Source organism: Vagococcus carniphilus, from assembly GCF_014397115.1.
Classification (GTDB): domain Bacteria; phylum Bacillota; class Bacilli; order Lactobacillales; family Vagococcaceae; genus Vagococcus; species Vagococcus carniphilus.
The window spans coordinates 1,795,062-1,809,587 of the sequence record NZ_CP060720.1; the positions used below are offsets into that span (position 1 = coordinate 1,795,062).

The window sequence follows — 14,526 nt, forward strand, 5'->3', positions numbered from 1 at the left end:
AGTATTCACTAATCAAAATAATAACTATCTAACTTAGTACTTCCTTCTTCAGCAATAATACCTGACAATGTTTTTTCAAGTCTTTGATTTTTCTTTTTCTCTGTTGAAGGGACTTCTTTTAAATGATCATCATTCACATCAACTTCATCAATAATCGGATCTAAAATAACTTCTTCTTCCATTAATAGAAGATTGTTCGAAGAGGCTTTTCTAAGTTCATCAACTAGAAGTTCTCTTCCATGTTTTGGTCTATCTTCTTTTTGTTCATCTTCAATAATAGAAGCCGGTATATGTTTAGGTTGAAAAATATTTTTTCCTTTTTCACCTGGTAAATCATATGAAGATTCAAATTTAGAACGTCTTTTATCAGATTTATGATGCTTTACATTACCATATGTATCTGTTTCTAAAAATTCATTAGAAAAAGATGATTGTGGTGATCGGTATTCTTTTTTTTCTGGTACTACATAATTATTATCCTTAACTGGGACAACTTTTTGATCTAATTTAATTCTTTTCTCATGAAAAGCCGTCTTCTGAACTTTAGGAACTGCCTTAATCTCTTCAGTGTCAACTAATCCGTCTTGACCAAAGTAATCTGGTGCATCGATCATTTCAACAGGATCAATGTCAGCATTATTAATAGATTTTGACTGCACAGAATAAGGATCTTCATTTTTATACACAAAACCATCATCTAATATATCTTTTAAAAATTCACGATTTCTTTTTCTCTGTAATTTAACTCCTGTTTCATCATCGTAAACAGGAAAACGAAAATGTTTTCTTTTATCTGAAAGATTTAACATCACTATCATTCCTTTTATTTCACTGTATACAGTCTATCATACTCGCTTTCAGAAAAAAATAGATATCCCCCAATAAATTAAAAAAAGATGTTGATAGAATCAACATCTTAACTAAAACTTTTTAAAATTTGCCAAACAATTGGAATATATACGTCTAACAACGGAGCAAGCACACAGAATAATATGACACTAGCTACCAATACTGCCATTAATATTCCACCAATTTTTCTTGATTTTTTCAAAACAAATAAAATTAAAATAACTAAAAGTCCAATGGTTAACATGATTGCTAATTCTTTAGTTTGAATGTCAATAACTTGTCCATTCATCATTTTTTTAATGACTTGAGAATAAAGGAACCACAGTAACTCAACGACGTAAATAGCTAGAACAACTCGTAAAACAAGTTTTGACTTTCCTTGTCCATTTTTCTTAACCATAAAGATCCACCTTTCCTTTTGTAAATACACGCAAGCCATTATAACAAAATTTTAAGAATTTGTTAAATAAAAATTCAAACAATTTATGAGTTTTTTCTTAATGATTCTAGTTATTTACTTCAAGTGTTGATTAAAGAATTTTAATGTCAATTGGTTAATAATATGATAATTTTTAAAAGCATTTCCTTCTTTTTCATTCAATATCTTTGTAGAAGCTGATAAATCAGTAAAGCTAACATGATTCGAATGTGGAATAATTTCATGAACTACTTCATTTCCTTTAACTAAACTATTTTTTCTCATTAATTCTTTGAAATATTCTTTTTCTTCACTCGTTTGTTCCTTCTTAGGTATCATACTTGCGATAGAAGCTGAAGAATTTATTAATAAAAAGGGCTTCTCAATTCCTTTATCTGGAACATCAGGACCAAACAGAGCACCATCCAAGTCAACTGCTGCTTTTATTTTAGAATCCGTCATCAAACTCTGTAATGCTGTTGCTCCACCATACGAAAATCCTAAATAACCGATTTTATCAAAATTAATGGTCGAAGAAATAGTATCGTTACTTTTCTGTAACTGATTCATAACAACCTTAGCATCTTTAACCCATTCAACGTTATATTCATCTAAATAAGACAAATCTTCTTTATTAGCTCCAAGAATTTTCTCATTGGCATATGGAATCAATTCTCTACTACTTGTGTAACTAACAGCGGCATCTCCTGGGTGCTCAATAGATGCAATGACATAGCCATGACTTGCCAGCTCAGCCATTTGAAAGGTACTTTGAGTATTGTAACTGCCCATACCATGAGAAAATAAAATTAATGGATAAGACTCTTTTTTACCTTTTACCTTGGCGTCAACATAGGCATTTGTTTTGATTGAATTAAAATGCTTGGTAAAAATACTTGATATACCTTGTGCTTTACTTAGTGAATCTGATAATTGATTCATATCTTGACTGACTTGTAACATGGACTCACTTTTTACTTCAGCTGGATAAAAAAGAGTTACTTTTATCACTCTATTAGTTTTATTATTATTGTTAAGTTTTATTTGTCTACTTGAATCAACAAAATATTCTTCTTTAGCTCCAACTTCATTTTCACCACTCGGTTTATCAAATTGAAAATAAGGAAATACAATAGCCGGTAAAATACTAATTAAGCACACAACTGCATAAAAACTGACCTTTAGAATTCTGAAGAATAAGTTATTATTGCTTTTTTCATTCTTTCGATTAAAGAAATAAAAACATAACCCTAAAAGAACACTTAGTAAAATTGGAATAAGTTGCCATCTAAAACCGATTAAAATAAGTAAAATCACTGACAACGGAAGAGTCAGATAAATAGCTCTTTTTTTAATGGTTTTATTTTTATTAAAAAAAGTTACTCCTATTAAGCTTAAAATACTTAAAATTAAAATAATTGATACAATTTGCATAATATTTCCCCCTTGTTTTTACATTCAAATGAATGTAACGCTTTAAAAAAATAAAAACAAGAGATTTACTTGTTTTTATTCACCGAATCATAAACAGTCACCAAATCTGATTCAAGACCACTATCAACAACGTTTAAACCAAGACTATTTGAAATAGTTTTTAAGACATTCACTCTTTCTTGATATTCTATTCTTGAGAGTTCACTAATGTCTATTGTTAACCAAAAATTAAAAAGCAAAGCTAATGCTTCTGCAGTAGCTTTTGGATAAGGAACGTTCATTGAGCCGTCTTTATTCCCAGCTTCAATCAACTGTTCAATTTGAGGGGAAGAATACTCTTTTCCATCAGTATAAAGTTTAAACAAAAATTCTGGTGTTTTTACTAAATGATTTAAAGAAGCCATGACACCATACTTTGAAGGTGTTGTTAAACTATATCTTAAAACCTCTCTGAATCGTTCTAGAGCATTTTCTGTCTCATGAAAAATGAGCATCGCTTGATCAGGGCGATTATCAAATAACTCAATTGTGACAGCTTCAATAACGTCATTCTTAGTTTTAAAATGATGATAAAATGCGCCTCTTGAAATATCTCCCACTTCATCCACTATATTTTGAATGGAAATTTTCTCCCATCCTTTTTGAACAAACAATCTAGCAGCCGCATTAATTATCTTCTCTCTTGTTTCATCAAAATTTCTATGTTTCATTCTCATCACCTTAACATTCATTTGAATGTAAATAAAATATCATATTTTTTAAAGCACGTCAATAAAAAAGAGATTGTCTCTTCGTTGAGACAATCTCTGCTTTTATTTAGTTTTATTTAATAATGTTAGAAATCATTTCTGGTCCATTTTCAATCGTATCTGCTACTGGACAAGTTCTGTTAATAAAATCAACAAAGTTTGCTATTTCTTCATCTGTGTTATCTGCTTCTATAAAGAAATTAGTTGTAATTTTTGAGAAACCAATTTTAGCATTTGGATTTTTTCCCATAAAGCCATCTGGATCAAGTTCTCCTTCAAGCTCAATTCGAATATTTTTTAGTTTAATTTTATGCAATCTAGCAAAGCTTTTAGCTACAATCACTTTACAAGCACCTAAAGAGTTTAATAAAGCTTCAACTGGATTCATTCCAGTATCAGTTCCACCTAAATTTTTTGGTTCATCTAAAATAAATTCAAAATCTCTTGATTTACATGATACTTTTAATCCTGCTACGTTTTCTACAACTGCTTCAAATTTTTCAATTGCCATTGTTAAACATCCTCCTTAATTTCAACTACATGCTCAAATTAGCACAAAGAAGTTTGTGAATCTACCTGTTTGTGATGTTTTTTACAATTAATATAGGTATTATAGTAAACGTTTTCCATGAGTTCTAATAATCTTCTTAAAAGCCTTTAAGAAAAGCATTTTTATTCTTAAAAATAACACTCATCATAAGGCTCTTCTTCTTGTAATTAGAGTTCGAATAAGAACTGGTAAAAGAGAGAGAAAAATAATAACAATTGAAAAAGTTGCTGCAAAAATAATCCCAGATAATTTTAAACTCGTTAAAAATTTATCAAATCCTAACTCAACTAGAATAAAGTTAATAATTTTATGGATGACTAAAATAATCATTGAGTTTTTACCCAAAAAACGAATAATACTATTTTGATTATCTTTATTCAACCAGATAAAGAAAATGATAGCTAAGACAGCACCTATCAAATACCAGTGATTTTCAACGTACAATATTTCAGAAGGAAAATGAAAAGCAATTACCAAACCTGCAGCACCACATATCATTGAGATAAAAAAACTCATTTGATGATTAAACCACTCCATTGCTTTAAAATGATTCATAAAAAAACCAAATATCATAAAAAAGATAGCTGGAAATAAAACGTTGATACTCCAAACAATATTTTCTTCAGGGTTCTTTAATAATAAGTAAGCATAGGGAGATACAATAAAACAAATTCCTCCTATTACCATGATAGTTTTTAATGAAAAGGTAGAAAGATATTTAAATGTAAGAACACTAATAAAAAACAACGGTAAAAACCAGAACGGAAAATTATTGACATCCATCCAATGAGAACCTAGTAGCCCACCTTTAAAAAAGGAGACTAAAAAAGAATAACTTCTTTTTTCTGGTTCAAAAATAAGTGTCACAAAATAAGAAATAAGATAAGCGAGATAAAAAGGTATCATCACTTTTTTGAATAAATTTTTAGTGTACTGAAAAGACATTATTCTTTCTCTCGTAAAATACATCAAATAACCAGAACAAAAAAAGAATAAAGGCACATGAAATGAGTACACATAAATAAAGACATCTTTTGGTACATTAGAAATATGACCCAGTACAACAAAAAAGATAGCCATTCCTTTAAAAACATCTATGTTATTTTCTCTTTTTTCCATACATTATCTCCAATCATACAATAATAACAATTTTATCATACATTAATTAGGAAATAGTAGTATATTTCTACAAAAAAACACCCAAACTTTTTAAAAGTTTGGGTGTTTTAATCTCATGTAGTACCACAATTTTTTTAAGATAAAAGTCCCCCATAAGTCCCCTACTGGATCAAAAACGGAGCATACATATTACCTTGCGTTTTATTCTTTTAGTCTACAAACGTTGATTTAAAGGCGTTCGTTTAACTCTTTAGCTAAGTCTTCAAAGCCTGGTTTACCTAAAAGTGCGAACATATTTTTCTTATACGCCTCCACACCTGGTTGGTCAAATGGATTCACGCTATTTAAGTAGCCTGAGATACCTACTGCAATTTCAAAGAAATACATTAAGTAACCTAATGTGTATGCATCTGTTTCAGGAATTGTGATAACAAAGTTTGGAACGTCTCCATCAGTATGAGCTAATAATGTTCCTTGGAAAGCTTTTGTATTAACAAAATCAATTTCTTTTCCTTGGATATAGCCTAAACCATCTAAATCTTGATCCATTTCAGGAATAGTTAATTCGTGACGAGCTTTATCTACTTTGATAACTGTTTCAAAGATATTACGGCGTCCTTCTTGGATATATTGACCTAAAGAATGTAAGTCAGTTGAGAAGTTAGCACTTGAAGGATAAATTCCTTTTTGGTCTTTTCCTTCTGACTCGCCAAATAATTGTTTCCACCATTCTGAGAAATATTGTAAGCTTGGTTCGTAATTAATTAATAATTCAGTTACTTTACCTTTGCGGTATAAAACATTTCTTAATGCTGCATATTGGTAAGCTTCGTTTTCTGCTAAGTCTTCTGAACTATAAGCAAGACGAGCGTCTGCGGCACCTTTCATTAAATCATCAATGCTTGCTCCTGTTACAGCAATTGGAAGTAATCCTACAGCTGTTAAAACAGAGAAACGTCCACCAATGTCATCAGGAATAACAAATGTTTCCCAACCTTCAACGTCAGCTTCAACTTTTACTGCTCCACGTGCTTTATCTGTTGTTGCATAAATACGTTTGTTTGCTTCTTCTTTACCATATTTTTTAATTAATAATTCTTTAAACACTCTAAAAGCAATGGCAGGTTCAGTAGTTGTACCTGATTTAGAGATAACGTTAACTGAGAAGTCACGGTCTCCAATAATATGAATTAAATCAGCTAAGTAAGATGAGCTGATGCTGTTTCCTGCAAAGAATACTTGAGGTGCTTTTCTTTCTTTATTATCAAGTAAGTTATAGAAAGAGTGATTTAAGAAATCAATAGCTGCCTTAGCTCCTAAGTAAGATCCACCAATTCCAATAACAACTAATACTTCAGAATCTGATTGAATTTTTTTAGCTGATTCTTTGATTCGTGCAAATTCATCTTTATCATAAGCAACAGGTAAATCAATCCATCCTAAATAATCGCTACCAGCACCAGTTCCTTCTCTAAGTGCTTTGTGTGCTGCACTAACTTCTGCTTGCATGTACCCTAATTCGTGTTCACCAATAAATTTTTCAACTTTAGAGTGATCAAAACTAATATGAGACATAATTATCCTCCTATATTTTACGTGTTTTTTTCATTACTACAGCTATATTCTATCATTCTTTCAGATTTTTCACATCATATTTTCAGAAAAAAATAAATCTTGTTACTAGTAACAACTGTTAAACTAATCCTTGAGACAACATAGCTTTAGCAACTTTTTCAAAACCAGCCATATTTGCTCCTGCCACTAAATCTTCTTTACTTAAATAAGCTAATGAAGTATCACGACAAGTTTCATAAATATTCTTCATAATTTGGTTTAATTCTTGGTCCACTTTTTCAAAAGTCCAAGGTAATCGTTGCGCATTTTGAGCCATTTCTAAAGCAGAAACGGCAACTCCACCTGCATTAGAAGCTTTTCCTGGGCAATAAATAATTTGATTGTCGTTTAACACCTCTAACGCTTCTAACGTTGTTGGCATATTAGCTCCTTCTGCAACTACTTTCACGCCATTTTTCACCATAATTTTAGCTAATTCTGGTGTGATTTCATTTTGAGTCGCACATGGTAAAGCAATATCATAAGCTATTGTTGCTTCCCAGATATTTTTTCCTTCATAAAATTTAGCTTTAGGGCGTTGGGTTAAATAAACATTGATTCTTTCTCGATTGACTTCTTTAATGTCTCTAACAAGTTCTAAATCAATACCATCAGGGTCAATCACATAGCCAGAAGAATCAGAACAACCATAAACTTTTGCTCCAAGTTCTTGTGCCTTTTGAATGGCATAAATAGCCACGTTTCCACTTCCTGAAACAAGAACTTTTTTATCTTTAAGTGTTTCTTTTTGATCATTTAATAAATGTTGGACAAAGTAAACAAGACCATAGCCTGTAGCTTCTGTTCTCGCTAAGCTTCCCCAGTAAGCTAGTGGTTTTCCAGTTAAAACACCTGATTGGTAACCATTTAGGCGCTTATATTCCCCAAATAAGTAACCAATTTCACGACCACCTACTCCAATATCACCAGCTGGTACATCTGTATTAGGTCCAATATATTTTTGCAACTCTTGCATTAGACTTTGACAAAAACGCATAATTTCTCCATCAGATTTTCCTTTTGGATCAAAGTCACTTCCGCCTTTACCTCCACCAATTGGTAAAGAGGTTAAACTGTTTTTAAAAATTTGTTCAAAGGCTAAAAATTTCATAATACTCTGATTAACTGTTGGGTGGAATCTCATACCGCCTTTATAAGGTCCTAATGCTGAATTATATTGCACGCGGTAACCAGTATTTACTTTCCATTCTCCTCGATCATTCATCCACGGAATACGAAATTCAATTAATCGTTCTGGAATAAGTAATAGTTCTAAAATATTTTTTTCAACGTAGATTGGATTTTTCATCAAAAAAGGTTCGATAGTTCCCATAAATTCAGCGACAGCTTGTAAGTATTCTTTTTGATCAGGATACTTTTCTTTCAATGCATTTTCTAAATTGTCTAAATATTGTTTAATTTCTGTCATATCATCACACACCTTTTTTTAATTAGTCATATTATATATCAAAACTGAAATTTTACAAAAAATTTTTCTATTTCGATATCATGAAGCTTTTATGTTAGAATGAGAATCGCATAAATGAAGGAGGAAGCAAATGACTGATTTTGACGTAATCGTTGTTGGTGGCGGAACTAGTGGTATGATGGCTGCCATCTCAGCTGCTGAAAATGGCGCTAAAGTTGCCATTATAGATAAAAATAGAATGTTAGGCAAAAAATTAAGGTTAACTGGTGGAGGTCGATGTAATGTGACCAATAATCGTCCACCAGAAGAAATCATTCAATTCATCCCTGGAAATGGAAAATTTTTGTATAGTGCTTTTTCTCAATTTAATAATTACGATATTATGGAATTTTTTGAATCAAATGGTGTAGCTTTAAAAGAAGAGGATCACGGACGATTATTCCCTGTTGCCAATACCTCTAAAGCGATTGTAGAAGGACTTGCTGAGAAATTGAAGGAATATCAGGTTACTTTGATTATGAAATCAACCGTTAAAAAATTATTAACCACTGATGGACAAATAAGTGGTGTGGTGACAAATGAAAATTTAACTTATACAGCTCCTTGTGTAGTTCTTTCGACTGGTGGAAAAACATTTCAATATACAGGTTCCACAGGAGATGGTTACAAACTAGCGAAAAAATTAGGGCACACCGTGACTCCTCTTTTTCCAACAGAATCTCCTATTCGCTCAAAAGATAAATTTGTTCAAAATAAAACGTTACAAGGTTTATCATTACGAGATATCAAATTATCCGTTCTAAATGAAAAGGAAAAAGTAATTGTCTCTCATGAAATGGACCTTCTATTTACTCATTTTGGCGTTTCTGGCCCTGCAGCTCTTAGATGTAGTATGTTTGTTAATAAAGAGCTTGAAAAAGGTAGAGAGTCTGTCACTTTATCTCTTGATGCCTTACCTATGTTCAGTGAACAAGAAATTCTAAAACAAATTAATGAACGAGTTGCTGAATTTGGCAATAAATCAGTTAAAAACGGTCTAAAAAATCTTTTACCTGAGAGATACCTAGAATTTTTATTAGATACACTTGATATTGACGCCTCTAAACATTTAAAACAATTAACTGATATTGAAAAAAGTGATTTCGTTTCTCTAATTAAAGAGTTTAAATTCACAGGATATGAAACTTATCCTCTTGATAAATCATTTGTAACTGGTGGCGGAATTGAACTGAAAGAAATTAATCCTAAAACAATGGAAAGTAAACTAGTGAATGGTCTATTTTTTGCTGGAGAACTCATTGATGTTAATGGTTATACAGGTGGTTATAATATTACAGCTGCTTTTGTAACTGGTCATGTTGCAGGAAAAAATGCTGCTGAAATTTCAAGTTACTTTAAATACTAATAAATAGATAAAAGGATAGCTACAAACAATCGAGAAATCCGATTATTTGTAGCTAGCTTTTTTATTTTATTCTGTTGTGATATCTGCAAACTCACCTCTTAAAAGATCTGCTAATAATTGAGGGTTGACTTTCATTTGTAAGCCTCTCATTCCTGCAGAACATCTAAAATCAGGCATTTCTTTTGCTTCAATCGCGAAGTAAGTTGGGAATTGTTTTTTCATACCAACGGGAGAACATCCACCGTGGACATAGCCAGTTAATGGTTCTAACTCCTTCATTGGTAACATATCTACTTTTTTATTATGACTTGCTTTTGCTATTTTTTTTAAGTCTAATTCTTTATTTCCAGGAACAACCGCAACAATCGGACCTGTTTTATTGCCAACAGCAACTAACGTTTTATAGATTTCAGACTCATCGACGCCTAAATCTTCAGCTGCATCTTTAGCTCCCATATGTTCTTCTGACCAAGCATACTCATACACATCAAAAGGAACTTTCTTTTTTTCTAACATTCGAACAGCATTTGTTTTAACTGTTTTTTTCTTTGCCAAATTTGACACCTTCATTTCTATTTCCTATCACATCTAGCCCTTTTCTTAACTGATGAATGCTCATTTGACCTGGAGCACTTTGATATTTACCTGAAGAAGCAAACGTTAAAACAGAACCAAACAACTCACCTGTCATTCTGGTTAATCTTCCAATTTCTCCCATACCGATTAAGACAAAAGGAATATTTTCTCGTTCGCTTTGGATTTTATTAGAACTTTGTAAAATAGTTAACACATCTTCCATATCATTAGGTGTCACAGCCATTTTACAAATATCCGCTCCTAAATACCTCATATCATAGATTGCTTCTGTCATTTCAGCCTCAGTCGGTGTTGTAATAAAATCATGGGCTGATAATAAAACTTTTACATTATTTTGTTTAGCAAATCGAACCACATCAGTATCTGAATCCGCTAGTTTAGATAACTCTAAATCAATAATATCTACTAACCCTGTATGTACCATGTAACGATTTAATTCAAAATAGTAATCAGGTTCGATGTATTGTCCTCCACCTTCATCCAATGTTCTAAAGGTAAAAATCAAAGGCTTGTCTTCTATTGCATAACGAATAAAATAAGCCGCTTTTCTCATAAAAGAAATGTCATTAACATACATAAAATAATCTGCACGCCATTCAATCAAATCACAATCCATTTGACTAATACGCATAGCTTCTGCAAATAGCTCTTCAAAATTACTTGCCACTAAAGAAACACAAACTTTTGGTTGACCTGAACCAAGTGTAAGATTTCTAACCTTCAATTTAGACATAATACATCTATCCCATCTTTTCTTTGTTATTTAAATAATTTCATACACTAACACTTTTAAATAATTTCCTTCTGAAAAAGTATTAGAAACGGCAAAATCACTTGGTAGTCTGAAAACCCGCTGTTGTTTAAATCCTTTTCCAGCTTCTTTAATTCCTTTTTCTACCATTTTTTCAAATTTATCAAAATTGACATTAGCTGCATTGGTAGAAGCAATTAACTTACCATTCTTATTAATAAGTCGAACTGCTTCTGTAGTCAATTTACCGTAATCTTTTGCAACAGAGAATGTTTTCTTTTTATTTCTAGCAAAACTTGGTGGATCAAGTACCACCACATCAAAAGAAAAACCTTTCTTTTCAGCATACTTGAAATAATTAAAGACATCCATGACAAAAATAGTTTGTGATTCTGGATCAATCCCATTCACTCTAAATTGCTCTTCTGTTTTTTCAATACTTCTTTTAGCTAAGTCAACACTCGTCGTATGACTAGCGCCTCCCACTGCTGCTGCAACAGAAAAGGCACCTGTATAACTAAACGTATTAAGTAGTGTCTGCCCACTAGAAAAACCATCCACTAAATAATTTCTTACTTCCTTTTGATCAAGGAAAATACCTGTCATTAATCCTTCATTTAAATAGGTAGCATAATTCACACCATTTTCCTTAACGATGAGAGGCTCTGGTGATTCACTTCCCCAAACAAAGCTAGATTCAGGTAAGCTTTCTGATTTAAATCTAATTTTTTCATAAATTCCTTTAATATCTGGAATAATCTCACTAAGAAGTGCTACAATCTCTTTTTGATGCTGATAAATACTTAAATTATACCAAGATAAAACTAAATAATTATCATACCAATCAATCGTTAATCCACCAAAGTTGTCGCCCTCGCCATTTAATATCCTAAAGGCTGTTGTTTGAGGATCATTAAAATAAGCACTTCTTTTTGTGATGGCTTCAGCCAAACAATCTTTTAAAAAATCTGAAGTAATTGGTTGTTCTTTTTTAAAACTTAAAATCCAACCGTAGCCTTTATTTTGAACGCCTAAGTAACCATAGCCTAAAAATTGTTTTCCTTGGCTAAAAAACGACACCCATTCTCCAGTTTCTAGTTCATAATCAGAAACAATGTCTTCTTTATGAATTAGGGGGTACTTTTTATTTATTCTTTTTACTGCTTTATTATCAATTATTATCTGTCTCATTAAAATACCCTTTTCTTTTTATTCTATACTATTTATACTATATCAGTTTAAAGGTAGAGCTTCCACATTTTTTTATATCGGACTTAAGTCTTAATTTTTAATTAATCCATAGGAATCTATTTGACACACTCATTTCATAAAGGTAAAATATTAGGGAGTGTTTAATAAAAAAAGTAAGTTTACTTTACACGGGTTGGGATGTAAGAAAGGAAGTTTAATTGTGAAACATAATTACTATAAAAATTTACTAAATACGAGGCTCGGGTTCTTTACCTTACTAGCTGTTCTTTTTTGGATAAAAAACATTATGGCTTACTTAGTAGATTTTAACTTAGGAATTGAAAGTCCTTTTCAGTACTTCATTCTCTTCTTGAGTCCAATTGCTACAACAGTCTTTTTATTCTCAGCAGCTTTATATGTTAAGAATCCAAAAAGAGCTTATACAGCATTAATCATTATTTCGGCATTAACAACATTACTACTATTCTCAAATGTTATTTACTACCGAGAATTTACTGATTTTATTACAGTAAATACAATGTTAGGTGCTGGTAAAGTATCATCAGGGCTTGGAGAAAGTGCCCTACGCATGTTCCGTCCATATGATGTTTTATACTGGATTGATTTGATTATCCTATCTTTATTACTTATTTTTAAGAAAATCAAACTTGACGAACGACCAATAAAAGCAAGAACAGCTCTTGCTATTACTTGTTTCTCTGTTTTTCTTTTCTCAGCTAACTTAACTTTAGCTGAAATGGATAGACCAGAATTATTAAAGAGAACTTTTTCTCGTGACCATATTGTTAAGTACTTAGGGATGAACGTATTTACCGTTTATGATGGTGTTCAAACTTATAACGCTAATCAACGTCGCGCTCAAGCAAGTGAAAATGATTTAGTTGATGTTCAAAATTATGTTAAAGATCATCAAACAGAACCAAATAAAGATATGTTTGGTGTTGCTAAAGGAAAAAATGTTATCTATATCCATTTAGAAAGTTTCCAACAATTCTTAGTGGACTATAAATTAAAAGATGAAAATGGTGTCGAACATGAAGTAACGCCTTTCATTAACAGCTTATATCATTCAAATGAAACATTTAGTTTCAGTAATGCCTTCCATCAAGTTGGCTCTGGTAAAACAAGTGATGCTGAAACAATGTTAGAAAATTCATTCTTTGGTTTAGGACAAGGACCATTATTCACTCAATTAGGTGATAAAAATACTTTTCAAGCAGCTCCTGCTATTTTAGAACAAGAAGCTGGATACACAAGTGCGGTCTTCCATGGTAATGGTGGTGCCTTCTGGAATAGAAATGAAACTTATAAACATTTAGGATACAACTATTTCTTTGATGCAAGCTATTATGATGTAAACGAAAATAACTCTTTCCAATATGGATTACATGATAAACCATTTATGGAACAATCAGTTAAGTATTTAGAACATATGCAACAGCCGTTCTATTCTAAATTTATCGCTGTAACAAACCACTATCCTTATTCTCAATTTAAAGATGGCGATGCTGGTTTCCCATTAGCGAAAACACCAGATCCAACTATTAATGGTTATTTTGCAACAGCCAACTACTTAGATAAAGCTGTTGAAGAATTCTTCAATTATCTGAAGAAAAGTGGTCTTTATGAAAATTCAATCATTGTTATGTACGGAGACCATTATGGTATCTCAAATTCAAGAAATAAATATTTAGCTGAATTAGTAGGAAAATCAAAAGATGATTGGAACGACTTCGATGATGCTCAAATGCAACGTGTACCTGTAATGTTCCATGTACCTGGTCAAAATAAAGGTAAAATTTCAGATACTTATGGTGGACAAATTGATATCTTACCTACTCTTCTACATTTACTCGGAGTAGACTCATCTAAATATATTCAATTAGGTCAAGATTTATTCTCTAAAGGAAACGATCAAGTTGTAGCCTTTAGAAATGGAACTTTTGTTACTCCTAAATATACTGTCATTGGACAATCAGTTTACTTAAATGAAACTGGTGAGTTGTTAGAAACTCTAACAGATGATCAAGCAAGTGAAGTAGAAATTGCAAGAGATAAAGCAAGTACACAGTTAAATATGTCTGACGCTTTAACTAACGGTGATTTACTAAGATTCTACACTGAAAGTGGCTTAGAACCTGTTAAACCAGAAGATTATGATTATAAGAATGGTCTTGAAAAATTAGAAGCTATCGAAAAAGAAAAAGGTAATAAATCAACTAGTGTTTATTCAAAACATGGCAACAAATCGACACAAGACATGTATGAAACTAAAACCTATCAAGAATATTACGGAACTGAAGATAGTAAAAACAGTACCAACTCTTCTTCTTCTGAAGCTGACAAAAAATAATGATAAAAGACTTTAGTTTTCGGACTAAAGTCTTTTTTTTATTTTG

The 14,526-nt window shown here is 31.6% G+C and carries 13 protein-coding genes; 2 read left to right on the top strand and 11 right to left on the bottom strand.

Translation table 11 applies throughout. The features are described 5' to 3' along the window. Window positions 1-8 precede the first annotated feature (8 nt). The 8 genes from H9L18_RS08790 to gdhA form a co-directional block, all read right to left on the bottom strand. Window positions 9-809 (bottom strand): hypothetical protein, encoded by an 801-nt coding sequence (locus H9L18_RS08790; protein ID WP_126795558.1) that lies wholly within the window; start codon window positions 807-809, stop codon window positions 9-11. 107 nt (window positions 810-916) lie between these two features. Further along, the gene (locus H9L18_RS08795; RefSeq protein WP_126795556.1) at window positions 917-1,249 is read right to left on the bottom strand and encodes a hypothetical protein; all 333 of its coding nucleotides are present in this window, start codon (window positions 1,247-1,249) and stop codon (window positions 917-919) included. A gap of 114 nt (window positions 1,250-1,363) precedes the next feature. Next, on the bottom strand, window positions 1,364-2,701 hold the full coding sequence (locus H9L18_RS08800) for an alpha/beta hydrolase family protein (RefSeq protein ID WP_126795554.1): 1,338 nt from the start codon (window positions 2,699-2,701) through the stop codon (window positions 1,364-1,366). Window positions 2,702-2,766: 65 nt separating this feature from the next. Continuing rightward, complete coding sequence (locus tag H9L18_RS08805; protein WP_185847521.1) at window positions 2,767-3,411, bottom strand: TetR/AcrR family transcriptional regulator; 645 nt, start codon at window positions 3,409-3,411, stop codon at window positions 2,767-2,769. A gap of 112 nt (window positions 3,412-3,523) precedes the next feature. Then, a complete protein-coding gene (locus H9L18_RS08810) occupies window positions 3,524-3,961 on the bottom strand; it encodes an OsmC family protein (protein WP_126795550.1) in 438 nt (145 codons plus the stop codon). A 183-nt stretch (window positions 3,962-4,144) separates the two neighbouring features. Then, complete coding sequence (locus H9L18_RS08815) at window positions 4,145-5,119, bottom strand: acyltransferase family protein (RefSeq protein ID WP_126795548.1); 975 nt, start codon at window positions 5,117-5,119, stop codon at window positions 4,145-4,147. A gap of 228 nt (window positions 5,120-5,347) precedes the next feature. After that, window positions 5,348-6,694 (bottom strand): glucose-6-phosphate isomerase, encoded by a 1,347-nt coding sequence (locus tag H9L18_RS08820; protein WP_126795546.1) that lies wholly within the window; start codon window positions 6,692-6,694, stop codon window positions 5,348-5,350. Between the two features lie 118 nt (window positions 6,695-6,812). Next, window positions 6,813-8,162 carry an NADP-specific glutamate dehydrogenase gene (gene gdhA, locus H9L18_RS08825; RefSeq protein WP_126795544.1) on the bottom strand — a complete coding sequence of 450 codons (1,350 nt, stop codon included), beginning with the start codon at window positions 8,160-8,162 and terminating at the stop codon, window positions 6,813-6,815. Window positions 8,163-8,292: 130 nt separating this feature from the next. Here gdhA and H9L18_RS08830 point away from each other — a divergent pair, with 130 nt between their 5' ends. Further along, a complete protein-coding gene (locus tag H9L18_RS08830) occupies window positions 8,293-9,567 on the top strand; it encodes a BaiN/RdsA family NAD(P)/FAD-dependent oxidoreductase (protein WP_126795542.1) in 1,275 nt (424 codons plus the stop codon). 66 nt (window positions 9,568-9,633) lie between these two features. Here H9L18_RS08830 and ybaK read toward each other — a convergent pair whose 3' ends face one another. The 3 genes from ybaK to H9L18_RS08845 are packed head-to-tail and all read right to left on the bottom strand — an operon-like array spanning window position 9,634 to window position 12,106. Then, window positions 9,634-10,122, bottom strand: coding sequence for a Cys-tRNA(Pro) deacylase (gene ybaK / locus H9L18_RS08835; RefSeq protein WP_126795541.1), 489 nt, complete (start codon window positions 10,120-10,122; stop codon window positions 9,634-9,636). After that, window positions 10,100-10,897 carry a type I 3-dehydroquinate dehydratase gene (aroD, locus tag H9L18_RS08840; RefSeq protein WP_126795539.1) on the bottom strand — a complete coding sequence of 266 codons (798 nt, stop codon included), beginning with the start codon at window positions 10,895-10,897 and terminating at the stop codon, window positions 10,100-10,102. The genes ybaK and aroD overlap by 23 nt, the downstream gene beginning before the upstream one ends. Window positions 10,898-10,927: 30 nt before the next feature. Continuing rightward, on the bottom strand, window positions 10,928-12,106 hold the full coding sequence (locus H9L18_RS08845) for a class I SAM-dependent rRNA methyltransferase (RefSeq protein ID WP_126795537.1): 1,179 nt from the start codon (window positions 12,104-12,106) through the stop codon (window positions 10,928-10,930). A 220-nt stretch (window positions 12,107-12,326) separates the two neighbouring features. On the opposite strand from H9L18_RS08845, the gene H9L18_RS08850 reads away from it, so the two are divergent. After that, entirely contained in the window at window positions 12,327-14,480 is a 2,154-nt protein-coding gene (locus H9L18_RS08850; RefSeq protein ID WP_246433272.1) for an LTA synthase family protein, read from the top strand. Window positions 14,481-14,526 lie beyond the last annotated feature (46 nt).